Annotated in this window: 17 protein-coding genes and 1 riboswitch; of the genes, 3 read left to right on the top strand and 14 right to left on the bottom strand. The window is 70.9% G+C overall.

The annotated features are described in order from the left end of the window. Positions 1-200: 200 nt before the first annotated feature. The 7 genes from thiC to thiE form a co-directional block, all read right to left on the bottom strand. Complete coding sequence (gene thiC, locus Vqi01_RS06780; RefSeq protein WP_204033707.1) at positions 201-1793, bottom strand: phosphomethylpyrimidine synthase ThiC; 1593 nt, start codon at positions 1791-1793, stop codon at positions 201-203. A gap of 14 nt (positions 1794-1807) precedes the next feature. Continuing rightward, positions 1808-2596, bottom strand: a complete 789-nt coding sequence (thiD, locus tag Vqi01_RS06785) for a bifunctional hydroxymethylpyrimidine kinase/phosphomethylpyrimidine kinase (protein ID WP_204033709.1) — start codon at positions 2594-2596, stop codon at positions 1808-1810. Next, entirely contained in the window at positions 2593-3279 is a 687-nt protein-coding gene (locus Vqi01_RS06790; RefSeq protein WP_239098239.1) for a thiamine phosphate synthase, read from the bottom strand. Before Vqi01_RS06790 ends, thiD begins: the two co-directional genes overlap by 4 nt. Before the next feature lie 68 nt (positions 3280-3347). Beyond that, positions 3348-4133: a thiazole synthase gene (locus tag Vqi01_RS06795; protein WP_204033827.1), complete on the bottom strand. Its 786-nt coding sequence runs from the start codon at positions 4131-4133 to the stop codon at positions 3348-3350. A gap of 5 nt (positions 4134-4138) precedes the next feature. Further along, the gene (gene thiS, locus Vqi01_RS06800) at positions 4139-4339 is read right to left on the bottom strand and encodes a sulfur carrier protein ThiS (RefSeq protein ID WP_204033710.1); all 201 of its coding nucleotides are present in this window, start codon (positions 4337-4339) and stop codon (positions 4139-4141) included. Then, on the bottom strand, positions 4330-5496 hold the full coding sequence (gene thiO, locus Vqi01_RS06805) for a glycine oxidase ThiO (protein ID WP_204033711.1): 1167 nt from the start codon (positions 5494-5496) through the stop codon (positions 4330-4332). Before thiO ends, thiS begins: the two co-directional genes overlap by 10 nt. After that, positions 5490-6116 carry a thiamine phosphate synthase gene (gene thiE / locus Vqi01_RS06810; protein ID WP_204033712.1) on the bottom strand — a complete coding sequence of 209 codons (627 nt, stop codon included), beginning with the start codon at positions 6114-6116 and terminating at the stop codon, positions 5490-5492. The genes thiO and thiE overlap by 7 nt, the downstream gene beginning before the upstream one ends. Further along, positions 6111-6220, bottom strand: a riboswitch (TPP riboswitch). It overlaps the preceding gene by 6 nt. Positions 6221-6549: 329 nt before the next feature. Between thiE and Vqi01_RS06815 the strand changes: the two genes are divergently transcribed. Then, a complete protein-coding gene (locus tag Vqi01_RS06815) occupies positions 6550-11247 on the top strand; it encodes a ThuA domain-containing protein (protein ID WP_204033713.1) in 4698 nt (1565 codons plus the stop codon). A gap of 22 nt (positions 11248-11269) precedes the next feature. Here Vqi01_RS06815 and Vqi01_RS06820 read toward each other — a convergent pair whose 3' ends face one another. After that, positions 11270-12232, bottom strand: a complete 963-nt coding sequence (locus Vqi01_RS06820) for an RNA-guided endonuclease InsQ/TnpB family protein (protein ID WP_204033715.1) — start codon at positions 12230-12232, stop codon at positions 11270-11272. 521 nt (positions 12233-12753) lie between these two features. Between Vqi01_RS06820 and Vqi01_RS06825 the strand changes: the two genes are divergently transcribed. Next, entirely contained in the window at positions 12754-18594 is a 5841-nt protein-coding gene (locus tag Vqi01_RS06825) for a ThuA domain-containing protein (protein WP_204033716.1), read from the top strand. Between the two features lie 179 nt (positions 18595-18773). Here the strand turns inward: Vqi01_RS06825 and Vqi01_RS06830 are convergent, their stop codons facing one another. From Vqi01_RS06830 to Vqi01_RS06840, 3 genes are all read right to left on the bottom strand, one after another. Next, positions 18774-19742: an aldo/keto reductase gene (locus Vqi01_RS06830; protein WP_204033717.1), complete on the bottom strand. Its 969-nt coding sequence runs from the start codon at positions 19740-19742 to the stop codon at positions 18774-18776. Positions 19743-19835: 93 nt separating this feature from the next. Then, the gene (locus tag Vqi01_RS06835) at positions 19836-21515 is read right to left on the bottom strand and encodes an ABC-F family ATP-binding cassette domain-containing protein (protein ID WP_204033718.1); all 1680 of its coding nucleotides are present in this window, start codon (positions 21513-21515) and stop codon (positions 19836-19838) included. Positions 21516-21571: 56 nt separating this feature from the next. Beyond that, a complete protein-coding gene (locus Vqi01_RS06840) occupies positions 21572-22177 on the bottom strand; it encodes a class I SAM-dependent methyltransferase (RefSeq protein WP_204033719.1) in 606 nt (201 codons plus the stop codon). A 129-nt stretch (positions 22178-22306) separates the two neighbouring features. On the opposite strand from Vqi01_RS06840, the gene Vqi01_RS06845 reads away from it, so the two are divergent. After that, positions 22307-23452, top strand: a complete 1146-nt coding sequence (locus Vqi01_RS06845; protein ID WP_204033721.1) for a hypothetical protein — start codon at positions 22307-22309, stop codon at positions 23450-23452. Between the two features lie 89 nt (positions 23453-23541). Here the strand turns inward: Vqi01_RS06845 and truA are convergent, their stop codons facing one another. From truA to Vqi01_RS06860, 3 genes are all read right to left on the bottom strand, one after another. Continuing rightward, positions 23542-24372 carry a tRNA pseudouridine(38-40) synthase TruA gene (gene truA, locus Vqi01_RS06850; RefSeq protein WP_204033722.1) on the bottom strand — a complete coding sequence of 277 codons (831 nt, stop codon included), beginning with the start codon at positions 24370-24372 and terminating at the stop codon, positions 23542-23544. Between the two features lie 81 nt (positions 24373-24453). Further along, positions 24454-25014: a 50S ribosomal protein L17 gene (gene rplQ / locus Vqi01_RS06855; protein ID WP_204033723.1), complete on the bottom strand. Its 561-nt coding sequence runs from the start codon at positions 25012-25014 to the stop codon at positions 24454-24456. A gap of 34 nt (positions 25015-25048) precedes the next feature. Continuing rightward, complete coding sequence (locus Vqi01_RS06860) at positions 25049-26071, bottom strand: DNA-directed RNA polymerase subunit alpha (RefSeq protein WP_189046392.1); 1023 nt, start codon at positions 26069-26071, stop codon at positions 25049-25051. Positions 26072-26160 lie beyond the last annotated feature (89 nt).

Below are 26160 nucleotides of genomic sequence, written 5' to 3' on the forward strand. Positions count from 1 at the left end.
GGCCGGCATGTCGAGCGCTTCGACTGCCACGAATCACGGCGCGTGCGAGGCCCAGGCGTGATAGCGCAAACGGGTCAGCTCGACAGCAGCAGACGGCCACATCCTCCGGTCCTGGCATGCCCGCGATGGATGTCGCCGGCACCCGATCGCAATCTACGGTCACCGGAAAGACCACTGGCGACCCGCTCAGGATCGGGAGGTCAGGCCAGCGGCAGGTAGATCCGACCGCCGGAGGCGAGGAACTCGTCCGACTTCTCCTTCATGCCGCGGGCCGCGTACTCCTTGAGGTCCTGGGTGATCCTCATGGAGCAGAACTTCGGCCCGCACATCGAGCAGAAGTGCGCAGTTTTCGCCGGCTCGGCGGGCAGCGTGGCGTCGTGGTACGACCGCGCGGTCTCCGGGTCCAGGGAGAGGTTGAACTGGTCGGCCCAGCGGAACTCGAACCGCGCCTTGGAGAGCGCGTCGTCCCACGCCTGCGCGCCGGGGTGTCCCTTGGCCAGGTCCGCCGCGTGCGCCGCGATCTTGTACGCGATCACGCCCGCCTTCACGTCGTCCCGATCGGGCAGCCCCAGGTGCTCCTTCGGAGTTACGTAGCAGAGCATGGCGGTGCCGAACATGCCGATCATCGCCGCCCCGATGGCCGAGGTGATGTGGTCGTACGCGGGCGCTATGTCGGTGGTCAGCGGGCCGAGCGTGTAGAACGGCGCCTCATGGCACCACTCCTGCTGAAGGTCCACGTTCTCCTTGATCTTGTGCATCGGCACGTGCCCGGGACCCTCGATCATCACCTGGACGTCGTACTTCCAGGCCACCTTCGTCAGCTCGCCCAGGGTGCGCAGCTCGGCGAACTGCGCCTCGTCGTTGGCGTCCGCGATCGAACCGGGGCGCAGCCCGTCGCCGAGGGAGAAGGTCACGTCGTAGCGGGCCAGGATCTCGCACAGCTCGCGGAAGTTGGTGTAGAGGAAGTTCTCCTCGTGGTGCGCCAGGCACCAGGCCGCCATGATCGAACCGCCCCGCGACACGATGCCGGTCACCCGGTCGACCGCCAACGGCACGTACGGCAGCAGCACCCCGGCGTGCACCGTCATGTAGTCCACGCCCTGCTCGGCCTGCTCGATGACGGTCTCCCGGAACACCTCCCAGCTCAGCTTCACCGGATCACCACCGACCTTCTCCAGCGCCTGATAGATCGGCACCGTGCCGATCGGCACCGGCGAGTTACGCACGATCGCCTCGCGGGTCTCGTGGATCCGCTTGCCGGTGGAGAGGTCCATCACCGTGTCCGCCCCCCACCGGGTGGCCCAGGTCAGCTTCTCCACCTCCTCGGCCACCGAGGAAGTCACCGCCGACGTTCCGATGTTGGCGTTGACCTTGACCAGGAAGGCCTTGCCGATGATCGCCGGTTCGCACTCGGGGTGGTTCACGTTGAGCGGCAGCACCGCCCGCCCGGCGGCGATCTCGTCCCGGACGAACTCCGGTGTCATGCCCTCCCGGATCGCCACGAACTCCATCTCCGGCGTCACGATTCCGGCCCGGGCGTAGGCCATCTGCGTCGGCCGTTTTCCGTCCGCCCCGCCCAGCGGGGTGCCGGCACCCCGCACCGGCGCCACATCGCCCCGCTCGGCGATCCACGGCCCACGCAGCGCAGGCAGGCCGACCTCCGGGTCGGAGCCCGGCCCGGAGGTGTCGTAGAGCCGCACCGGCGGGTTGTCGCCGGTCAGCTCCACCTCCGCGAACGGCACCCGAAGGTCCGGCCGCGAACCCTCGACGTACACCTTGCGACGTGCCTGCATGACAACCTCCCTGATCAGGCGGGCCAGCCGAAGTGGTCCAGGGGGCCGTGTCCCGCGCCCAACTCCCAGTCCCGCGCACCGGTCAGCGCGCGGGTCACGTACTCCTTTGCCGTTGCGACCGCCGCCGGCACCGGATCCCCCAGCGCCAGCCGCACCGTGATGGCCGCCGAGAACGAGCAGCCCGTCCCGTGGTTGTGCCGGGTCGTCACCCGGGGACCGCGCAGCACAGTCGTCCCGTCGGGACCGTGCAGCACATCCACCGCCTCATCCCCGTCCGCCATGTCACCGCCGGTCACGACCACCCACTCCGAGCCGCCGTCCACCAGGGCCTTGGCGGCCGCCGTCGCCTCCGCCACGTCGGTCACCGGCGCGCCGGTGAGGGCTGCGGCCTCCGCGCTGTTCGGGGTCGCCACCCGGGCGTACGGCAGCAGCCGCTCCACCGCCTCCACCACGCCGAGCCGGTGTCCGCTGGTGGCGACCAGCACCGGATCGACGACCAACTGCGGCAGGCGACCGGCCGCCGCCGCATCGGCGATCGCACCCGCCACTGCCGGCGTACCGAGCATGCCGGTCTTGACCGCTCGCACCGCGAAGTCCGACAGCACGCTGTCGAGCTGGTCGGTGACGGTCTGCGGCGGCAGCGGCAGGACGGCGTCAACGCCCCTGGTGTTCTGCGCGGTGACCGCGGTGAGCACGCTCGTGCCGTACGCGCCGAGCGCGGCGAAGACCTTCAGGTCGGCCTGGATGCCGGCGCCGCCGCCGGAATCCGAGCCGGCCACAGTGAGCACGGTCGTGGGGGTCACGTCTCTCCCTTGGTGCTTGCGTTGGGGCTGCGGCCGACCGTGGTCGCCTCGTGGAAGGCGGTGGTGAGGGCGGCGGCGGTGTGTTGGGGGTCGGGGGCGCGCATGATGGCACCGAGCACGGCGACGCCCGCCGCACCCGCCTCGACGCAGGCGCGCACCTGGGCCGGGGTCTCGATGCCGCCGAGGGCGATGGCCGGCACCGGGCTCAGCCGGATGAGGTCGGCCAGCCCTCCGGGTAGCAGGGGTGGCCCGTAGCCGGGTTTGGTCCGGGTGGGGTAGACCGGCGAGAGGGTCACGTAGTCCTCGGTGCTGAGTTGGCGTAGCTCCGCCTCGTCGTGGCAGGACCGGCCGATCAGGTCGGCATCCGGCGGCGGGTAGGGACCGCCCGCCGACAGGTGCAGGACCACCGGCGGGCGTGAGCCGATGGCGCAGACAGTGGTGCCGGCGGGGCCGATGGCGTTGTCGAGCAGCGGGTCTGGGCCGGCGGCGGCGAGAATCCCTCCGGCCTCGATCAGGATCGGCCGCAGTTCGGCGGCGAGGGCGAGGCGCTCGGCGCGCGGCAGATCCATCTCCCGTAGCACCACCCAGCGCACTCCCCCGGCCACCGCCGCCGCCACCACCTCCACCAGCGCCCGGCCGCCCGCCACCTGACGCCGGTCCGTCAGCAGCACCAAGCCTGAGATCGGCGGGATCTTGGGACGAAACGGCCCCTGGAGGGGCAGTTCCGCACCAAGATCCGCACTGCTGGGGTTCACAGGTCGGGCCGACCTTCTTCGGGGGTGGAGGGGAGAGCGTGAAAGCGGCGGGGAATACGGCCGGCGACGGAGGCAAGTCGGCCGGCGGCGACCGCGTGGCGCATCGCGGTGGCCATCGCCACCGGGTCTGCGGCGCGGGTGACCGCGCTGGCCAGCAGTACGGCGTCGCAGCCCAGTTCCATGGCCAGGGCCGCGTCGGAGGCGGTGCCGATCCCGGCGTCCAGGATCACCGGCACGTCGACGCTCTGCCGGATCAGCCGGATGTGGTGCGGATTGGACACCCCGAGCCCCGATCCGATCGGCGAACCGGCCGGCATCACCGCCGCGCAGCCGACATCGGCGAGCCGGCGGGCCAGGATCGGATCGTCCGAGGTGTACGGCAAAACGGTGAACCCGTCGGCGACCAACTCCTCGGCGGCGCGCAGCAGCTCCACCCCGTCGGGCAGCAGCGTCCGCTCGTCGCCGATCACCTCCAGCTTGACCCAGTCGGTGTCGAACGCGTCCCGGGCCAGCTGGGCCACCTTCACCGCCTCGCCGGCCGTGTAGCACCCGGCCGTGTTCGGCAGCAGCCGTACGCCGCACCGGTCGAGCAGATCCAGCAGGCCACCCGAGCCACCCGGGACGGTGTCCACCCGGCGCAGCGCCAGGGTGACCAACTCGGTGCCGGACGCCCGGATCGCCTGCTCCAGCACGTGCAGGTTGGCCGCCCCGCCGGTGCCGAGGATCAGCCGCGAGCCGAACCGCAGACCGCCCAGCTCGAACTCCGTCGACTCGACATCCACCCCGCTCACCCGCCCTGCGCGGCGCTGAGCACCTCGACGCGGTCGCCACCGCTCAACACCGTCGCCGGCCATCCGGTACGCGGCACCACCTCGCCGTTCACCGCCACCGCCACGCCCCGCTCCTGCGGCGTGACCTGCCGGACCAGTTCGGCGACCGTGAGCCCGTCCGACACGTCGCGCCCGACACCGTTCACCGTCAATTCCACGCGTCGTCCTCCCTCGACTGCTCCGACCCGGCGGAGTGGATGCGGAACCGGTCCGCCCGGAAGGGGGTGAGCAGCGGTTCGTCCGCCCCCTCTCCGGTGATCAGGCCGGTGATCAGATCCGCGGTGACCGGGGTGAGCACGATCCCGTGCCGGTGATGGCCGGTCGCCGCCAGCACACCCGGACGGTCGGGCAGCGGCCCCAGGATCGGGGCGTTGTCCGGCGTACCCGGGCGCAGCCCGGCGACTGTCTCCACCAGGTCGTACTCGGCCAGTTCGGGCAGCAGGTCCACCGCGGCGCGCAGCAGACGCAGCACCGCACCGGCGGAGATGTCCACGTCGGAGCGTTCCTCGACGGTGGCACCGACCACCACCTCACCGCTGTCCCGCGGGACGAGGTAGACGTGCTCTCCGTCGGCGTACCCCCGGATGACGTGCCGGAAGCCCGGCGGACCGCCACCCGACGCGCGCAGCCGCAGCACCTGCCCCTTCACCGGCCGGACCGGCAGCCCGGTCAGGGCGGCCGCGCCGCAGCCGGCAGCGACCACGGTCACCCCGGCCGCCACGTCGCTGAGCTGCCGGACCGGCTCGGGCACCAGCAGCACGCCGGCCCGCTCGGCGGCGCCCCGCAGTGCCGCCACCAGCCGGCGTGGGTCGACCTGGTGGTCGGTGACGGCGAGCGCACCACCGCGCACCCCGGGTGCCAGCGCCGGTTCACGCTCGCGCAGTTGCGAGGGGCGCAGCGGCGTCACGGGCAGCCCCAGCCCTTGCTGGTACGCCCAGAGCCGGCGCGCCTCGGCCAGGTCGTCGGCGGTGAGTCCGACCATGAGCGTGCCCTCGGTCCGGTACCCGATGTCGGCGCCGGTCGCCTCGGTCAGCTCGGCGGCGAACCCTGGCCAGCGTCCGGCGGACTCGGTGAGCAACCCGGTCAGCTCCCGCTCGCCGAAGTACGCCTCGGCCACCGGCGCCAGCATGCCCGCGGCAACATACGAGGCCCCCGACCCGGGAGCAGGGTCGTGCACGGCGACTCGCAGCCCCCGCTGCGCACACCTCCACGCGATCGCCAACCCCACCGGCCCCGCCCCCACCACCGCCACATCAGGTGTAAGGAAGGGCCCCCTATTAACGCCTGCGGTAGAGGAAGGGCCCCTTTTTAACACGAGAGCCCCCTGAGCAACTCGGCGGCGGCACGGGCCGGGTCGGCGGCACCGGACAGCGCGCCGACCACCGCCACGCCGTACGCGCCGGCAACCCGCAGTGCCGGCACACCCTCCGCCGTCACTCCGCCGATGGCGATCACCGGCACGTTGACCGCCTCGACCACCGCCCGGACACCAGCCGCGCCGATCGCCGGCGGCAGCCCGTCCTTCGTGGTGGTGGCATGGCAGGGACCCACGCCCAGGTAGCTGGCTCCGGCCTCGACCGCGGCCACGGCCGACACCGGTTCCCGTGCCGTCGCACCCAGCACGGCGTCCGGGCCGAGCACCCGGCGGGCCGCCTCCACCGGCAGGTCGGCCGCGCCGACGTGGCCGCCCGCCGCGCCCGCCGCCAACGCCACGTGCAGGCGGTCGTTCACCAGACAGGGCACCCCGTACGGCGCGCAGAGCGCGACCACCCGACGGGCGAGGTCGTACGCCTCCCGGTCGGTCGCGGTGTCCTCGACCCGGACCTGGACGACCAGCTCGGCGTGGGCCACCGGAAGTACGGCCCGCAGCACGGTCAGCGGATCCCGACCGGGTCGGGTGTCGGTGATCAGATGCAGTCGTCCCAGGGACGGCATGGCAACTCTCCTCCCTGCGCCGGCATTACCCGGATCAGGTTCGACGGTCGGGGGCTCACAGCCCCCCTCTCAGCCCGGTGCACCGGGCTCCCGTGGGTTCGTTGGGTGACACCGTACGTCGTTTCGCCGGCTGCGCCAACCCCGTCCGGCAGGGCCGGACGGACCGGGACTAGCTGATGCATCCCGGCTTTTCACGGCTCGACGACCAGAAAAGACACTGACATACAGCGACTTGCGCCAATTTATGAAACATCTCGTTACCCAAACGTTACAAGGATGCGCCTTGCCCGAAGCTAATCGACATACGCAAATTGAATGATCGGATTGGCTTCTCGCCACCGAGACCTCGCCCGTCAGGTATGAGCGCTCGGACCGACGCGGAGTGACCACCGCCGCCCACTCCGACCTGCTGCCCTCGACAGAGGAGAACTCCGTGCCCCGACCCCGTCGTGGGCGAGCAACGCTCGCCCCAGTGACCGTGGCGCTACTCGCCCTCGTACTCGTCCTCGCCGCCACGCCGGCCCAGGCCGCCAGCCGTATCGCCCAGGCCGTCAGCCCCGCCCAGGTCGCCGGCCGTACCGCCCCGGTCGCCGCGGCAGACGCGGAGCCGTACTCCGTCCTGGTCTTCTCCAAGACCGCCGGCTTCCGGCACGACTCGATCCCCGCCGGCATCCGCGCGATCCAGCAACTCGGTGCGGCGAACGGGTTCACCGTCGTCACCACCGAGGACGGTGCTGCCTTCACCGACACCAACCTGGCCAGGTTCAAGGCGGTCATCTGGTTGTCGACCACCGGTGACGTGCTCAACGCCAGCCAACAGACCGCTTTCGAGCGTTACGTGCGTGCCGGTGGCGGGTACGTCGGTGTGCACGCCGCCTCCGACACCGAGTACGACTGGGCCTGGTACGGCCAACTGGTCGGCGCCTACTTCAACAGCCACCCGGCGAACCAGACGGCGACCGTGAAGGTCGAGGACTACTCGCACGAGTCGACCCGGCACCTGCCGGAGCGGTGGTCCCGCTACGACGAGTGGTACAACTTCCGCACCAACCCGCGCTCCCGTCAGGTGCAGGTGCTGGCGTCGCTCGACGAGCGCAGCTACAGCCCTGGTAGCGGGGCGATGGGGCACGACCACCCGATCGCCTGGTGCCAGAACTACGACGGTGGCCGGTCCTGGTACACCGGCGGCGGGCACACCCAGGAGTCCTTCTCCGACGCGGCTTTCCTGCAACACCTGCTCGGTGGCATCCAGACCGCCGCCGGAGTGGTGCACGCCGACTGCGGTGCCGGCCGGGCCGCCAGCTTCGAGAAGGTGACGCTGGACAGCAACACCAGCAACCCGATGGAGCTGGACATCGCCGGAGACGGGCGGGTCTTCTACATCGAGCGCGACGGCCGGGTCCAGATCATCAAGCCGGACACCGGCCAGACCGTCACCGCACTGCGGCTGAGCGTCTTCGCCGGCAACGAGGACGGCCTGCTCGGCATCCGGCTCGACCCGAACTTCGCCAGCAACGGCTGGGTCTGGCTCTACTACGCCCCGAGCGCGGGCGGGTCCCGTAACTACCTGTCCCGGTTCACCGTCACCGGTGACACGATCAGCCCGTCGAGCGAGCGGGTCGTCCTGGAGGTGCCCACCCAGCGCAACACCTGCTGCCACATGGGCGGGACGATGACCTTCGACTCGGCCGGCAACCTTTACCTGGCCACCGGGGACAACACCAATCCCTTCGAGTCGAGTGGGTACAGCCCGCTGGACGAGCGCTCCGGGCGAGCCGACTACGACGCGCAGCGTACCGCCGGCAACACCAACGACCTGCGCGGCAAGGTGCTCCGGATCCGGCCGCAGGCCGACGGGACGTACACCATCCCGAGCGGAAACCTCTTCGCCCCGGGAACCGCGCGGACCCGACCGGAGATCTACGCGATGGGCCTGCGCAACCCGTTCCGGATCGGCATCGACCCGGTCACCAACGTGCTCTACGTCGCCGACTACGGCCCGGACGCCACCACCACCAATGCGAACCGAGGCCCGGAGGGCCTGGTCGAGTGGAACATCGTCGACCGGCCCGGCAACTTCGGCTGGCCGTACTGCCACGGCAACAACCAGGCGTACAACGACTACCAGTTCCCGTCCGGCCCGAGCGGGGCGAAGTTCAACTGCGCCGCGCCGGTGAACAACTCCCCCAACAACACTGGTCTGACCAACCTGCCGGCGGCCATCCCGGCCACGGTTGACTACGGCTACGGCGGCAACAGCCGCTTCCCGGAAATCGGCGGCGGTGGAGCGCCCATGGCCGGTCCGGTCTACCGGTACGACCCGACCATCTCGTCCCGCCGACAGTGGCCGGCGTACTTCGACGGCAAGGCGCTCTTCGGCGAGTGGAACCAGTCGCGGATGTACACCATGCAGGTCAGCCGGGACGGCAAGTCGCTTGTCGACATCAACCGGATCCTCGACCAGATGACCTTCGTGCGGCCGATGGACTTCGAGTTCGGCCCCGACGGCGCGTTGTATCTGATCGAGTGGGGCAGCGGCTTCGGCGGCAACAACGACAACTCCGGCGTCTACCGGATCGACTACACCGCCGGTGCCCGCGCCCCGATCGCGGTCGCCTCGGCGAACCCGACCTCGGGGGCGCCACCGCTGGCGGTGAGCTTCTCCAGCGCCGGCTCCCGTGACCCGGACGGCGGGACGCTGACCTACGCCTGGACGTTCGGTGACGGCGGCACCTCCACCCAGGCCAACCCGACCCACACGTACACCCGGTCCGGCAGCTACACCGCGCAGCTTCGGGTCACCAACCCGGCGGGGCGGACCGCGGTGGCGAACGTGCCGATCACCGTCGGCAACACGGCACCGACCGTCACCATCGAATTCCCACCGGACGGCGGCTTCTTCGCCTGGGGTGACCAGGTCGCCTACACCATCAGCGTGACCGACCCGGAGGACGGCACGATCGACTGCGACGACGTCGAACTCCAGGTCCTGCTCGGTCACGACGAGCACGCCCACCCGCTGGAGCGGCACACCGGCTGCACCGGCACGGTGCAGACCCAACTCGCCGACGGCCACGGGGCGGACGCCAACGTCTTCACCGTGCTGGAGGCGACCTACACCGACAAGGGCGGCTCCGACGGGGCCGAGCCGCAGACCGGCCGGGCACTGAAGATCCTCCAGCCCAAGCGTAAGGAGGCCGAGTACTTCTCGGCCACCGGGCGAGTGGCGGGTGCCACCGGCGGCGGCACCGCCGGGGTCGAGAAGGAAACCACCGGTGACACCGCCGGCGGCGGGCAGAACATCGGCTGGATCGAGGACGGCGACTGGTGGTCGGTGAGTCCGGCCAGCCTGACCGGCGTCACGTCGATCCAGTTCCGGGTGGCCTCGGCCACCTCCGGCGGCCGGATCGAGGTACGCGCCGGTGCCGCGGACGGGCCACTGATCACCACCGCCACCGTGGCCGGCACCGGGGGATGGCAGACGTACACCGACGTCACCGCGCAGATTCCCAACGGCGCTTCCTCGGAGGGCGGGCTGTACTTCGTCGCCCGGGACCCCAACCGTGGCACCGGAACCCTGTTCAACGTCAACTGGATGAACTTCGTCGGCCCCGGGGTGAGCGGCAACGCCCCACCGACGGTCACCGCCACGGGCACCCCGACCAGCGGGACCGCGCCACTGGCCGTGACCTTCACCGGTACGGCGACCGACCCTGACGGGGACACCCCGCTGACGTACGCCTGGGACTTCGGCGACGGCGCGACGGCGACCACGCTCAACGCCACCCACACGTACACCACTCCGGGCAACTACACCGCCACCCTGACGGTCACCGACAGCCGGGGCGCGCGGGCGCAGGCCACGGTGCCGATCCGGGTCGACGGGACCGGGGGCAACGATCCCTGCCAGGTGGAGCAGGGGCCACAACGGTCCGACGAGTTCACCGGCACCTCGCTGGATCGTCAGCGGTGGACCAGCGTGGTGCGGGACAACCAGTCGCTCTCGGTCTCCGGGGGTGCGCTACGCCTGCCCACCGCGGCGGGTGACCTGTACGGCACCCGAAACGATGCGACCAACCTGGTGCTCCAGCCCGCACCCAGCGGAGCCTGGCAGGCGACCACCCGGGTCACCGTCGCGGCCCGGGCCGACTACCAGCAGGCCGGCCTGATCCTCTACGGCAACGACGACAACTACGCCAAGCTGGACCTGGTCTACGGCGGCAACCGCAAGGTGGAGTTCATCCGGGAAAGCGCTGGGACACCGCGCAACGACAGCGCGGACTCCACCGCCGCTCCCACCGGTGACACCATCCATCTGCGGCTGACCAGCGACGGGACGAACCTGACCGCGGCCTACTCGACCGACGGGCAGACCTTCACCCCGGTCGGCCGGTCCGCCGCCCTGGCCGGGATCACCAACCCGCGGATCGGGCTGTTCGCCCTCAACGGCGGCACCACCGCGCCGGTGGTGAACGCCGAGTTCGACTGGTTCCGGATCACCCCGGAGGCCTCGACCAGCGGCACCGCGCCGTCGGACGAGTTCACCGGCAGCAGCCTGGAGAAGTGCCGGTGGAACGCCATCGTGCGAGAGGACGCGACCCGGTACCGGGTCACCGACGACGCGCTGCGCATCGACGTGCCGAACGGTGACATCTACGGCACCAGCAACACCGGTCCGACCAACTTCATCCTGCAGAACAGCCCGGCCGGGAACTGGACGATCCAGACCCGGGTCGACGGCAGCCTGCTCAACGAGCAGTACCAGCAGGCCGGTCTGCTGGTGTACGCCGACGACGACAACTACCTGAAGTTCGACTACGTCACGGACAACGCGGCAGGTCAGGCGGTTTCGCGACGGATCGAGTTCCGCAGCGAGGTCGGCGGGGTGGTGCAGAGTACGCAGCCGCAGGCCACCGGACTGACCCAGGGGATCTGGCACTTGCGCCTGTCCCGCAGCGGCAGCAGCTTCACCGCCGCGTACTCGGCGAACGGCACGAGTTGGACGACCCTGGGGACGTTGACGAGCACCGCAGTCGGTACGACCCCGAAGGTGGGGCTGTTCACCCTCGGCGCCAACCAGACCGCCTCGAAGGCGGTCGCGTTCGACTACTTCCGGCTCACGCCTGGTTAGCTAGTGCTGTTTCCACTAACGTTCACCGGGTTTCGGTGGTGTTGTGGATCCTCACCGTACGTGGTGAGCGACTCCCTACCGGGTGGTGGGGCGGGCCACAGCCGGCCATTTTGATCCTCGCGCCGCCCGGTGGTGGGCGGCGGGGGTCACGTCGGGATCGGCCGGCGCCGGGGAGGTGCCGGCCGGCTCGACGGTGCGTGACCACCCCAGGCAGTACAACGGGCGTGGGGGTGGTGGGTCCGCCGCCCGGGGTGCGGGTGGCGATGGTGGCCGCCGCGACCAGGTCACGATGGCCCGAGAATCGACAGTGCGGGCAGGTCAGGGTCCGCCCACGCGGCTTCGACACGCGCCGGCGGCAGGCGGGACAGGTGGAGGAGGTGCCACGCTCGTCCACGAGGTGGACGGTGATGCCAGCGAGAGTGGCCTTGTCGATCAGGACCTGCAACAGTCGGCCGATCTGCCACTGCCGTAGCCGCAGGTTGTGCCGCCGCCCCGCCGGCACCTGAAGGACGCCACGGGGGTCGCCGACGTGCAGCACCCCGACCCGCTGACCCACGGCCCAGGTGACGACGGTGCGGGCGGCCTCGTGTTGGGCCTGCCGGACCCGGCGCTGGTGCCGGCCCTGCACCTGGCGGGCCCGGGCGCGGTACTTCCGCCACCGTCGTGACCCGCGCTGGCCTGGCTTCGGTGCCCGGCGGGCGACGGCACGGCGGCGGGCTTTGGTGTCGGCCAGGTGCATGCGATGCTCGGCGCGGATCGCCCGCCCCGACACCAACAACGCCTTCGTGTCGGGGCCGGCGACGGCGTAGGGGTGAATGATTCCCACATCCACGCCCGCCACCCGGCCCGGGTGCGGCCCCTCACCGGGCGGGTAGACCGTTACCGGTATCTCGGCGGTGACGTCGAGGAACAGCCGGCCGCCCTCGCACAGCAGAGTGACCGAGCGGACCTGCTCCAGCGGATACCCACGCCGCCAAGCGTTCACCTCCAGCGCGCAGGCCCACACATCACCGGCCGACCGCAGCAACCCGAAACACCGCCGCCGCTGCCCGACGTCACCCGCAACCCCACACGAGCGGTGCGATGCACCACCGCAGGCGCATCCCGATCCCGACGACGAGGCACGAACCAAAGCCAACACCACCCGTACGACAATTTCAGAACCGACCGGATTACCCGATCGACGTTCAACGACGAGGCACCAGCCGGACGCAGCCCATTCATCGATGCCGATGCCGGCCTGCGCCTCTTCACGAGGTGCAGGCCGGCACCGCCTGGGCAGGCGCGGCGATTTGAGTGGACTCTAGGCGAATGTCGCTCAGCGTTGCAGAAACGTTACCTATCGAGACCTTGCCATGAACCGATTCAGCAAGACTAATTTGTTCAGCGACTCGACATAATGCCGGTACGGGCACCTCGGCAAGGCGTCCGGACCGGCTCCACCTGGGACGGTCTTCGGCGAACCGGCCCCGCGACCCCTGTCCCGCAAGGACAAAGGAGACCGGAGTGTCCCGACCACGCCGTGCCCGCGTACCCATCACAGCCACCCTCCTCAGTCTCGGCCTCGCGGTAACCACGCTCGCCGGCGGGCCCGCGCAGGCCGCCCCCGCCACCCAGGCCGTTCCCGTCGCGCAGGCCGCGACGACCGCCACGAACAAGGCACCGAAGGCGGCGGCCGACGAGCCGTTCTCGGTGCTCGTCTTCTCCAAGACCGCCGCTTTCCGGCACGACTCGATCCCCACCGGCATCGCCGCCATCCAGCAACTCGGCGCGGCGCACGGTTTCACCGTCGACACCACCGAGGACGGCGCCGCCTTCACCGACGCTAACCTCGCCCGCTACCAGGCGGTCATCTGGCTCTCGACCACCGGCGACGTGCTCAACAACGAGCAGCAGGCGGCGTTCGAGCGCTACATCCAGGCCGGTGGCGGGTACGCAGGCATCCACGCCGCCTCCGACACCGAATACAGCTGGGCCTGGTACGGCAACCTGGTGGGCACGTACTTCGCCAACCACCCGGCCAACCAGACGGCCACCGTCAAGGTGGAGGACCCGGCGCACGAGTCCACCGCCCACCTGCCGGAGCGCTGGACCCGGTACGACGAGTGGTACAACTTCCGCACCAACCCGCGTGGCAAGGTGCACGTGCTGGCCACCCTCGACGAGACCAGCTACTCCCCCGGCTCCGGCGCGATGGGTCACGACCACCCGATCGCCTGGTGCCAGGACTACGACGGCGGCCGGTCCTGGTACACCGGCGGCGGGCACACCCGCGAGTCGTTCGCCGAGCCGGAGTTCCTCGAGCACCTGCTCGGCGGCATCCGGACCGCGGCCGGGGTGCGCGGCGCCGACTGCCGCGCCTCGCTGACCAGCAGCTTCGAGAAGGTGACGCTGGACAGCAACACCAACAACCCGATGGAGCTGGACGTCGCGCCCGACGGCCGGGTCTTCTACATCGAGCGCGACGGCCGGGTGCAGATCATCAAGCCGGACACCGGCAACACGGCCACCGCTCTCAGCCTCGACGTCTTCACCGGCAACGAGGACGGCCTGATCGGCATGCGGCTCGACCCGGACTTCGCCGACAACGGCTGGATCTACCTCTACTACGCCCCGGCGGGCGGCGGCCCACGCAACTACCTGTCCCGGTTCACCGTGACCGGTGACCGCATCGACAAGGCCAGCGAAAAGGTCGTCCTCCAGGTCGACACGCAGCGCAACACCTGCTGCCACGCGGGCGGGACGATGACCTTCGACTCCGCCGGCAACCTCTACCTGGCCACCGGGGACAACACCAACCCGTTCTCGTCCGACGCGTACACCCCGATCGACGAGCGGCCGGGACGCGAGGACTACGACGCGCAGCGCACCTCCGGCAACACCAACGACCTGCGTGGCAAGGTGATCCGGATCCACCCGGAGGACGACGGGACGTACACCATCCCGGCCGGCAACCTCTTCCCGCCGGGCACCGAGAAGACCCGTCCCGAGATCTACGCGATGGGCTTCCGCAACCCGTTCCGGATCGGCATCGACCTCGCCACCGACGTGCTCTACGTGGCCGACTACGGTCCGGACGCCAACTCGGCCAACCCGAACCGTGGCCCGGAGGGCCTGGTGGAGTGGAACATCGTCGACCGGCCCGGCAACTTCGGCTGGCCGTACTGCCACGGGGCGAACCGGGCGTACAACGACTACCAGTTCCCCTCCGGCCCGTCCGGCCCGAAGTTCGACTGCGACAACCTGGTGAACGACTCACCCAACAACACCGGTCTGACCAACCTGCCGCCGGCCATCCCGGCCACCGTCGACTACGGCTACGCCCCCAACCCCCGCTTCCCGGAGATCGGTGGCGGCGGCGCGCCGATGGGCGGCCCGGTCTACCGGTACGACGCCAACCTCGACTCGGACCGCAAGTGGCCGGCGTACTACGACGGCAAGGCCCTCTTCGGTGAGTGGAACCAGTCGCGGATGTACACCATGCAGGTCACCCGGGACGGCAAGTCCCTGGTGGACATCAACCGCCTGCTCGACGGGATGACCTTCATCCGGCCGATGGACTTCGAGTTCGGCCCCGACGGCGCGATGTACCTGATCGAGTGGGGCAGCGGCTTCGGCGGCAACAACGACAACTCGGGGGTCTACCGGATCGACTACATCGCCGGTGACCGGGCGCCGATCGCGGTGGCCAGCGCCGAGCCGACCTCCGGGCCGGCGCCGCTGACCGTCAACTTCTCCAGCGCCGGCTCCCGCGACCCGGACGGTGGCGCGCTGACGTACGCCTGGACGTTCGGTGACGGGCAAAGCTCCACCGCGGCCAACCCCACGCACACGTACGCCGAGGCGGGCAACTACAACGCTCAGCTCACCGTGACCAACCCCAAGGGGCGGACCGCGGTGGCGAACGTACGGGTCACGGCCGGCAACACCGCGCCGACGGTCACCATCGAGTTCCCGCCGGACGGCGGCTTCTTCGACTGGGGTGACCAGGTCCGGTACACCATCAAGGTGACCGACCCGGAGGACGGCGAGATCGACTGCAACGACGTCGAGCTCCAGGTGCTCCTCGGCCACGACGAGCACGCCCACCCGCTGGAGCAGCACACCGGCTGCTCGGGTGTGGTGCAGACCCAGCTCGCCGCCGGTCACGGCGCCGAGGCGAACGTCTTCACCGTCCTGGAGGCCACCTACACCGACCAGGGTGGGGCCGGCGGCGCCGAGCCGCTCACCGGCCGGGCGCTGCATATCCTCCAGCCCAAGCGGAAGCAGGCCGAGTACTACAGCGCCACCGGACGGACCGCGGACAGCGTCGGCGGCGGTGACCCCGGCGTGCAGAAGGAGACCACCGGGGACAGCGCCGGCGGCGGACAGAACATCGGCTTCATCGAGGACGGCGACTGGTGGTCGGTCGAGCCGGCCAACCTGACCGGTATCGACGCCATCCGGTTCCGGGTCGCCTCGGCGGGCTCGGGCGGCCGGATCGACGTACGCGCCGGCGCTGCTGACGGTCCGCTCGTCACCTCGGTCGCCGTGCCGGGCACCGGAGCCTGGCAGACCTACACCGACGTCACCGCCGAGGTGCCGGCGAACGCCGACGCCAAGGGCTCGCTCTACTTCGTGGCGAAGTCGCCGAGCGGGGCCACCGGAAGCCTGTTCAACGTCAACTGGATGGACTTCCTCGGCAAGGGCGTCACCGAGAACGCGCCGCCGGTGGTGACGGCGACGGCGACCCCGACCACCGGCATCGCGCCGGTCACGGTCGCCTTCTCGGGTACGGCCACCGACGCCGAGGACGACACCCCGTTCACGTACGCCTGGGACTTCGGTGACGGTGGTACGGCGGACACCCTGGACGCCACCCACACGTACACCACTCCGGGCACCTTCACCGCCACCCTGACCGTGACCGACAAGCGCGGCGCGAAGGGGTACGCCACCGTCCAGGTGAAGGTCGACGCGCCGAACACGTCCTGCTTCGGGGCCCGTTCGGACGAGTTCGACGGCACCGAGCTGAACCGGGACCGGTGGACGACGGTGGTTCGGGAGGACCAGTCGTACTCGGTCGCCGACGGCGCGCTGCGCCTGCCCACCTCGGCGGGTGACCTGTACGGCAACCGCAACGACGCGACCAACCTGGTGCTGCAGGCCGCGCCGAGCGGAGCCTGGCAGGCCACCACGAAGGTGACCGTGCCGGTCGCCGCCGACTACCAGCAGGCCGGCCTGATCATCTACGGCGACGACGACAACTACGCCAAGGTCGGGCTGCTGTACGCCGGCAACCGGAAGGTGGAGTTCATCCGGGAGACTGCGGGCACCCCGCGCAACGAGGCGGCCGACAGCACTCCCGCGCCCACCGGCAACACCATCCACCTGCGATTGATCAGTGACGGGACGAACCTGACCGCGGCGTACTCCACCGACGGGCAGAACTTCACCCCGGTCGGCCGGTCGGCCGTGCTTGACGGGATCACCAACCCGCGGATCGGTCTGTTCGCGCTCAACGGCGGCACCACCGCGCCGGTGATCGACGCGGTCTTCGACTGGTTCCAGGTCACGCCGGACGCGCCGGCCGGGCCGGTTGACCCGTCGGACGAGTTCACCGGCAACGCGCTGGACAAGTGCCGGTGGGACGCGATTCTGCGCGAGGACCCGAGCGCCTACCGGGTCAGCGGCGGGAAGCTGCACATCGATGTACCCAAGGGCGACATCTACGGCACCGACAACACCGGGCCGACGAACTTCATCCTGCAGAACGCCCCGAACGGCGACTGGACGATGGAGACCAAGATCGACGGCAGTCTGCTGGACGAGCAGTACCAGCAGGCCGGTCTGATGGTGTACGCCGACGACGACAACTACGTGAAGTTCGACTTCGTGGTGGACAACCAGGCCGGCCAGCCGGTGTCGCGGCGGATCGAGCTGCGCAGCGAGATCGGCGGGACGATCCAGAATCCGCAGCCTGGTGCGGAGAACCTGACCTCGGCGGAGTGGTACCTGCGGCTGACCCGCAAGGGTGACACCTTCACCGGGTCGTACTCGGCGGACGGCACCACCTGGACGGCGTTGACCGAGTTGACCAACGCGGCCGTGGGGGCGAACCCGAAGGTGGGCCTGTTCACCCTCAGCGGCAACCAGACCGCGTCGAAGACGGCGTCGTTCGACTACTTCCGGCTCACCAGCGCCGGCACGGGCGACGACACCGCCCCGGTGACCACCGCCGAGGTGTCCGGCACCCCGGTCGAGGGGTGGCACACCGGGCCGGTGACCGTCACGCTCTCCGCCACCGACCCCGATGGCGGCAGCGGGGTGGCGCGCACCGAGTACCAGCTCGGTGACACCACCGCCTGGACCACCTACACCGAGCCGGTGCAGGTGACCGGGGACGGCCAGCACGTGCTGCGGTTCCGCTCGGTGGACGAGGCCGGAAACGTGGAGGAGACGAAGCAGGTCACCGTCAAGATCGACGCCACCGCGCCGGTCAGCACCGCGGCGTTCGCCCCGGCGAACGACGAGGGCTGGCACGCCGGCGCAGTTCCGGTGGTCCTCACCTCGACCGACGCCGGTGCCGGGGTGAAGCTGCTGGAATGGTCGCTGGACGGCGGCGCCTGGCAGCCGTACACCGAGCCGGTCGAGATCAGCGGTGACGGGGCCCACGAGCTGCTCTACCGGGCCACCGACAAGGCCGGCAACGCCGAGACGCTGAAGTCCGCGGTGGTGCGGATCGACGGCACCAAGCCGACCCTGCTGGTCTCCGGGATCGCCGACGGGCAGCTCTACGGCGACAGCCAGGACGTCCGGGTCTCCTGGCAGGCGGTCGACCCGACCTCGGGCATCGCCGGGGTGGTCGGCACGCTGAACGGCCGGCCGTACGCCAACGGCACGCTCCAGGCGATGTACGAGCTGCCGCTGGGCCTGCACGAGCTGACCGTGACCGCGACCGACAAGGCCGGCAACGCCAGCATCGTGAACGTCCGGTTCTTCGTCACCACCTCGTTCCGGGACATGCAGAACCTGCTGGACCGGTTCAAGGCGACCGGGCGGCTGTCGAACCAGGGGCACAAGCAGCTGTCGAACCAGCTCGAGAAGGTCCGCAAGGAAGAGGCGAAGGGCAAGGACGACAAGGCGATCAAGGAACTCGTCAAGTTCCGCGACCTCGCCGGCGACGTCAAGCTGGTCGCCGAGGCGGAGATCCGGGACGTGCTGATCCGGGACGCGGACGCGATGATCGTCCGGCTCGGCGGCACGGCCAGCAAGGCGGGCGTACGCGCCAACGACGGCGCGTCGGTCGACGGCGCCGGCCGGCTCGGTGGTGATCCCACCCGGCTCGCTCCGGGCCGCCGCCTCTGATTCCAAGGGCCCGTCCGGCACCCCCGGACGGGCCCCCCACCCCACCCCACCCCACCCCCAACCCGCGATCTTGCACTTTTTGTCGCCGCTTATCGGGCATAATGCGCGAACCAGCGACCAAAAGTGCAAGATCGACGCGGAGGTGGGGTGGGGTGTTTGGTGTGGGGGCCGTGGCGGGGTCAGCGGTCCAGGAGGGCGCGGAGGGCCTTGAGGTCGGGGTCGGCGGGCTGCCAGGAACCGGCCGCCGCGTTGGCGCGTACCTGCTCGGGTGTGGTGGCTCCGGCGATGACCGAGGTCACCGCCGGCTGCGCGGCCAGCCCGCCGATCGCCACGTGCAGCATCGAGATTCCCCGCTCGGCGGCGTACGCCTCGATGCCCTCGATGGTGTCCCAGTCGGCTGCGGCGAGTCGCTGGGCGTACCGGCCACCGCCGGCGAGGCGGCTGCCCGCGGGGGGCGCCTCGCCACGCTTGTACTTGCCGGTGAGCAGGCCGTTGGCCAGCGGGAAGAACGGCAGCATGCCGAGGCCGAAGCGCTCGCAGGCGGGCAGCACCTCGATCTCGGTGTCCCGGTTGAGCAGGCTGTAGTGGTTCTGCGCGCTGATGAAGCGGGTCAGCCCTCGGGTCTTCGCCGTCCAGTCGGCGTCGGCGATCTGCCAGCCGGCGAAGTTGGAGTTGCCCAGGTAGCGCACCTTGCCGGCGCGAACCAGGTCGTCCAGGGCGGCCAGCGTCTCGTCGATCGGGGTGCCCGGGTCGGGCTCGTGGAACTGGTACAGGTCGATGTAGTCGGTGTCCAGCCGGCGCAGCGACGCCTCGACCGCCCGTACGATGTACCGCCGCGAGCCGCGTACCCCGAAGTCCCGTCCGTTGTCGCCGCCCATCGACATGCCGAACTTGGTCGCCAACACCACGTCGTCCCGGCGTCCCTTGAGGGCCGCGCCGAGCTGAGTTTCCGAGGCGCCGTGCGGCTCGCCGTAGATGTCGGCGGTGTCGAAGAAGTTGATCCCGACGTCGAGGGCCGCGTCGACCACCGCGCGGGTGCCGTCGAGGTCGAGCTTGCGGCCGAAGTTGTTGCAGCCGATCCCCACCACGGACACCACGAGCCCGGAGTCGCCCAGCCGGCGATAGGTCATCTCACTCACGAGATCCACCATATGTCGGCAGACCGGGCACGGTCGCCGAGCCGGAGACTCCCGGCACGCCGGGAAGCCGGACGATCACGGCACGTTCCACACCGGCTTCGATCACGCCACGTCCCACACCGGCTCGTCCGTCTCCACCACCTCGCCGTCGCCGCGGAACAGCAGGAACCGGTCGAAGGTCCGGGTGAACCAGCGGTCGTGGGTCACCGCCAGCACGGTGCCGGAGAACGCGGCCAGCCCGGCCTCCAGCGCCTCGGCCGAGGCCAGGTCGAGGTTGTCGGTCGGCTCGTCGAGCAGCAGCAGGGTCGCCCCGGACAGCTCCAGCAGCAGCACCAGAAAGCGCGCCTGCTGCCCGCCGGAGAGGGTGCCGAAACGCTGGTCGCCCTGCCCGGCCAGTTCGTATCGGCTCAGCGCCGCCATCGCCGCGTGCCGATCCATGCCGGCCCGGTGCTCGTCACCCCGCCAGAGGATCTCGATCAGCGTCTTCGCCATCAACTCCGGGCGGTCGTGGGTCTGCGAGAAATGCCCCGGCCGGACCCGCGCGCCGAGCCGGGCCACCCCGTCGTGCGCGACCGGCGCGAGCGCCGCCGCGCCGTCGACCGGGACGTTCGCCGGGTCGGGGTCGGTGCCGCCCCGGGCCAGCAGCCGCAGGAAGTGCGACTTGCCGGTGCCGTTGGCACCGAGCACCGCCAGCCGGTCGCCGTACCAGACCTCCAGGTCGAAGGGATAGGTCAGGCCGTCGAGCTCCAACTGCTCGCAGACGAGCGCGCGCTTGCCGGTCCGCCCGCCGGTCAGCCGCATCCGGATGTCCTGCTCCTTTGGCGGTACGGGCGGCGGCCCGGCCTCCTCGAACTTGCGCAACCGGGTCTGCGCAGACTGGTAACGCGAGGCCATGTCGGAGTTGTACGCGGCCTTCTGCTTGTACATCAGCATCTGCTCGCGCAGTTTCTGGTGCTCCTCGTCCCACCGCTTGCGCAGTTCGTCGAGGCGGGCGTGGCGGGAGACCCGAGCGGAGTGCCAACTCGCGAAGCCGCCCGGGTGCACCCAGGCACTGCCACCCTCCACCGCGACCACCCGGTCGGCGGTCTGCGCCAGCAGTTCCCGGTCGTGCGAGACGTAGAGCACCGACTTGCCGGACTCCCGCAGCCGCGCCTCCAGCCAGCGTTTGCCGGGCACGTCGAGGAAGTTGTCCGGCTCGTCGAGCAGCAGCACCTCCTCCGGGCCGCGCAGCAGCAACTCGAGCGCGAACCGCTTCTGTTGTCCGCCGGAGAGGGTGCGGACCGGGCGGTGCCGTGCGGTGTCCCAGGGCAGGTCCAGGACGATGGTGGCGACGGTGTCGAAGAGCACCTCGGCGTCGTACCCGCCAGCCTCGCCCCAGGCCGCGAGCGCCTCGGCGTACGCCAGTTGGGCCTTGCCAGCGGCGCTGCTGTATTTGCCGCGCAGCTCGGCCGCGCGCATGGCCGCCTCGGTCTCGACCAGCCGGCGACCGGCCTCGGGCACCGGCGGCGGGGCCAGCGAGAGCGCGAGGTCGGCCAGCGTCGACTCGTCACCGATCATGCCGATGAACTGGCGCATCACACCCAGCCCGCCGGTGCGCGCGATGGTGCCGGTGGGTACTGGCAGGTCGCCGGCGACCATCCGCAGCAGTGTGGTCTTGCCGGCGCCGTTCGGGCCGACCAGGGCCACCTTGGCGCCCTCGCCGACCCGGAACGACACGTCGGCGAAGAGTTCCCGCCCGTCCGGTAGGGCGTACCCCACGGCCGCCACGTCCACGTATCCCACGCGGGCATCCTGCCGGAGCCCGGCCGGCCGGCCAACCGATTACCCGGACCGACGGGTCACCGGGTGACGCGGAGCACTCGGAAGCCCTTCTGGCTGGCGTGCCGTTCGACCTGCCAGCCCTGCTCGACCAGCCACCGTTGCAGCGAGTCGCCGCCGAGATGGCGGGCCACCACCAACCAGGCCACCCCGTCCGGAGCCAGCCGGGGCAACCAGCGCCGCAGCAACTGGTGCAGCTCGTCCTTGCCGACCCGGATCGGCGGGTTGGACCAGAGCTGCGTGAATTCGAGGTCGGCGGGTACCTCGTCGGGTGCCGCCACCCGCACCTGACCGCCGACGCCGAGCCGGGCGGCGTTGGTCGCGGTGAGTTCCCGCGCCCGCTCGTTGACGTCGACCGCCCAGACGGTCGCCGCCGGCGCGACGGTCGCGAGCACGCCGGTGATCGGGCCGAACCCGCAGCCGAGGTCGAGCAGCGCGCCGGTGGTCGCCGGGGTCGGCAGCTCGGCCTTGCGCAACAGCACGGCGGTGCCAGGATCGAGGCGGGCCGCTGAGAAGACCCCGGCTGCGGAGGCCAGGACGTAGTCCCGGCCGGCGACGGTGAACCGCACCTCGCGCGGCTGGGCGGGCGCGCTGGGTTCGGCGGTGAAGTAGTGGTCCCCGGTCACGCCGGCCATTCTCGCATCGGGTCGGAGAGCATCCGACGGGGACGGGAGCCGCGGGCGCCGCATCGACCGGGTGACATCATTTCCCCGAAATTACCACCTAAAGGGACAAACATCCTTACCCTGGATGACATGGTTTATCGGTACGAATCCGATGAGGACGCCCACGTTTCGCACCGGGACGATGACCCCGTGGCGCAGTCGCCCGGCGCGCCACCCCCGGCCGGACCGTCCCCGTCGCGTTTCCCCGCGCCGTCGCTGCCACGCCCCAATCAGCTCATCCTGCCCTCGGCCGCACCGCCATCCGCGCCGCCGGCACCGCAACCACCGTCGCGCCCTCAGCCGGCACCGGCGCCGGCCTGCCCGCCACCGGCCGCGGCCGCCCCACCACCGCCACCGGCGCCGGCCGCCCCACCACCGGCTGCGGTTGCCTCGCCACCGCCACCGGCGCCGGCCACACCACCGCCACCGCCACCCGCCGCGGCCGTAGCAGCGCCGCGCGCCGCTGGTGGCCGTGGCTGGCAGGTGGCGATCGGCGGTGCGGCCGTGCTGGTGCTGCTCGCGCTCTTCGGTCTCACCGCCGCCACCCTGCTCGACCGGCGACAGTCGACCGACCCGGCGGCGGCCCCCGACCCCACCGTGCAGACCACCCGAGGCACCGAGGCGAGCGACCTCGACTCCCGCGACACCGACCAGGCACCGCTCACCGCTCGTGAGGTCTTCCCGGGCAGCACCCTCGCGGTCGGCGAAAGCCGCGCAGGATACAACGTGCTTCGTACCCACTCCAGTGCCAGTTGCCCGGTGGCCGCCACCGGCGAGATGGCCGACCTGCTGGTACGGCTCGGCTGCAACCAGGTGGTCCGGGCCACGCTTCGCGCACCCGACGAGGAGTATCTGGTCACCGCAGGGCTGTTCAACCTGACCGACCGGTCCAGCGCCGAGCGGGCGCGGGAGCGGATCCGCCAGATCCTCGACGAGCGACAGGGCCGGTTCAACGGTCTGCCGGTGGGTGACGAGACCGAGGGGATCGCCACCGCACCGGCCCGGGTCGGCTGGCAGGTACGCGGCCACTACCTCGCGTACGCGGTGGTCGCCCGCACCGACGGCACGACGATCCGCTCGGGCGACACCAAGGTTCGCGAGATCCTGTTCGACCTGCTCGAACTGCACCTGAACCGGGGTGTGCTGGACCGGCGTGCCGCCGGTGGGATCGCCAACCAGCCGACCGCCGGGCCCACCGAGGGCGCCGGCGACCAGAATGGGTCGACTCAGGACTGAGCGGCGGCCGGGGCCGCCGCTCGCCCGGTTCGCGCCCACCCATCGACCCGCCCGGTCGAGCCGGGAGGCGACCTCCGTCAGGGGCGTCGTCAGGCTTCGGCCGGCACCCGGAGCCGCCGGGTCGCCTCGGCCCGGCGGGCGTACTCCGCGGGATCGTCCGGGTAGCCCACCGCCACCAGCGTCAGCCCGTGAGCCGGCGCCACGGACACCTCGCTGGAACGTTCCCGCCGAGTGAGCAGACCGGCCGGCCACTGGACCGGCCGTCGCCCCTCCCCCACGGCCAGCATGGCGCCCACCAGGCTGCGCACCATCGCCTGGCAGAACGCGTCGGCCTGCACGGTGGCGACGAGGACGCCGTCGGCGTCGCGCCGCCAGTCCAGCCGGGTCACCTCCCGCAGCGTGGTGGCGTTCTCCTTGCGCCGGCAGTACGCGGCGAAGTCGTGCTCCCCCACCAACCCGGCCGCGGCGCCGGCGAGCCGGTCCAGGTCGAGCGCCCGCGGCCAGGCCAGGATCTCGTGCCGGCGCAGCGGCTCCGCCCCCCACGGCGCATCGGTCACCCGGTACTCGTAACGACGGAAGGTGGCCGAGAAGCGGGCATCGAAGGTGGCCGGCACCACGGTCATCGCCCGGACCCGCACGTCCGGCGGGAGCAACCGGGCCAGCCGGCGCAGCAGGGCGTCCTCGTGCGCCTGCCAGACCTCGGTGGGCAGGTCGAGATGGCAGACCTGTCCGGCGGCGTGCACCCCGGCGTCGGTACGCCCAGCGACGGTCAACCCGCTTGCCGTACCGGCACCGAGAATCCGATCCAGCGCCGCGACCAGCACCCCGGCCACCGTACGCCGGTCGGGCTGGACGGCCCAGCCGGAGAAGCCCGTGCCGTCGTACGCGACATCCAGCCGCAGCCGGATCCGCTCGTCCACGTCGTACCTCCTAATGCAGTGGCCAGGAACGGGTCGGGCCCGGCACCCCGATAGGGATGCCGGGCCCGACGACGGCCTGGATCAGGCCTTGCCTTCCTCGGTGGCCAGGTCGCTGTCCTCGCGGGCGGCGGCGGTGTCACCGGAGGCCGACACCGGAGCCTCGGCGTCCTGGTCGGCCGGCTGCGGCGCCGGGGTCTCCTCGGCCGGGGCCAGCGCCTCGACCTTGTCCTGCTGGGCGGCCTTGCGGGCGGTGGCCTTCCGGTTCGCCGTGGGCTCGGCGACCTGAAGCTCCTCGACCAGCTCGATGATCGCCATCGGCGCGGCGTCACCCTTGCGCGGACCGGTCTTCACGATCCGGGTGTAGCCGCCGTTACGGTTGGCGTACCGCGGCGCGATCTGGTCGAACAGGGCGTAGACCACGTCCTTGTCCCGGACCACGGTCAGCACCCGCCGACGCGAGGCGAGGTCGCCCCGCTTGGCCTTGGTGATCAGCTGCTCGGCGAGCGGACGCAGCCGCCGGGCCTTGGTCTCGGTGGTCTTGATCCTGCCGTGCTGGAACAGCGAGGTGGCCAGGTTGGCCAGCATCAGCCGCTCGTGCGCGGGGCTGCCGCCGAGGCGGGGGCCCTTGGTGGGCGTGGGCATGCTTGGTGCTCCTCAGGTGTGGCGGCAGCGGGGACTAGAGCTGCTCGGTCTCGCGATAGTCGTCGGTGTCGTAGTCGGCCTCGCCGAAGGCGTCCACGACGTGCGCCGGGTCGAAGTTCGGAGCCGAGTCCTTCAGCCCCAGACCCATCCCGGCGAGCTTCATCTTGACCTCGTCTATTGACTTCTGGCCGAAGTTGCGGATGTCGAGGAGGTCGGCCTCGGTACGCCCGATGAGCTCACCAACGGAGTTGATGCCCTCGCGCTTGAGGCAGTTGTAGGAGCGGACGGTCAGATCCAGCTCCTCGATCGGCAGCGCCAGGTCCGCCGCCAGCTGCGCGTCCTGCGGAGACGGGCCGATGTCGATGCCCTCCGCGGTCTCGTCCAGCTCCCGGGCCAGCCCGAACAGCTCCACCAGCGTCGAACCGGCGGAGGCCAGCGCGGTACGCGGACCCATCGACGGCTTGGTCTCCACGTCGATGATCAGCCGGTCGAAGTCGGTCCGCTGCTCGACCCGGGTCGCCTCGACGCGGTACGTCACCTTGAGCACCGGCGAGTAGATCGAGTCGACCGGGATCCGGCCGATCTCCGCACCCGCCTGCTTGTTCTGCGCCGCCGTGACGTAGCCCCGACCCCGCTCAACGGTCAGCTCCATGTCGAGCCGGCCCTTGCCGTTGAGGGTGGCAAGCTTCAGGTCCGGGTTGTGCACCGAGACACCGGCCGGAGGCTGGATGTCGCCGGCGGTCACGTCGCCCGGGCCCTGCTTGCGCAGGTACATGCTGACCGGCTCGTCGTGCTCGGAGCTGACGCAGAGCTCCTTGATGTTCATGACGAGCTCGACCACGTCCTCCTTGACACCGGGGATCGTGGTGAACTCGTGCAGCACACCATCGATCTTGATCGAGGTGACCGCCGCACCCGGGATGGACGACAGCAGCGTCCGCCGCAGGGAGTTGCCCAGGGTGTAGCCGAAGCCGGGCTCCAGCGGCTCGATGGTGAACCGGGACCGGGTCTCGTTGACCGGCTCCTCGGAGAGGGTCGGTCGCTGGCTGATGAGCATGCCTTCTCTTTTCTTCCGGGGCGCCCGCTATATGACGCCCACGACACGAACTGTTCCGGTGGCCCGCCCAGCGGGCGGGCCACCGCAAC

Source organism: Micromonospora qiuiae (assembly GCF_016863555.1).
Taxonomy (GTDB): Bacteria; Actinomycetota; Actinomycetes; order Mycobacteriales; family Micromonosporaceae; genus Micromonospora; species Micromonospora qiuiae.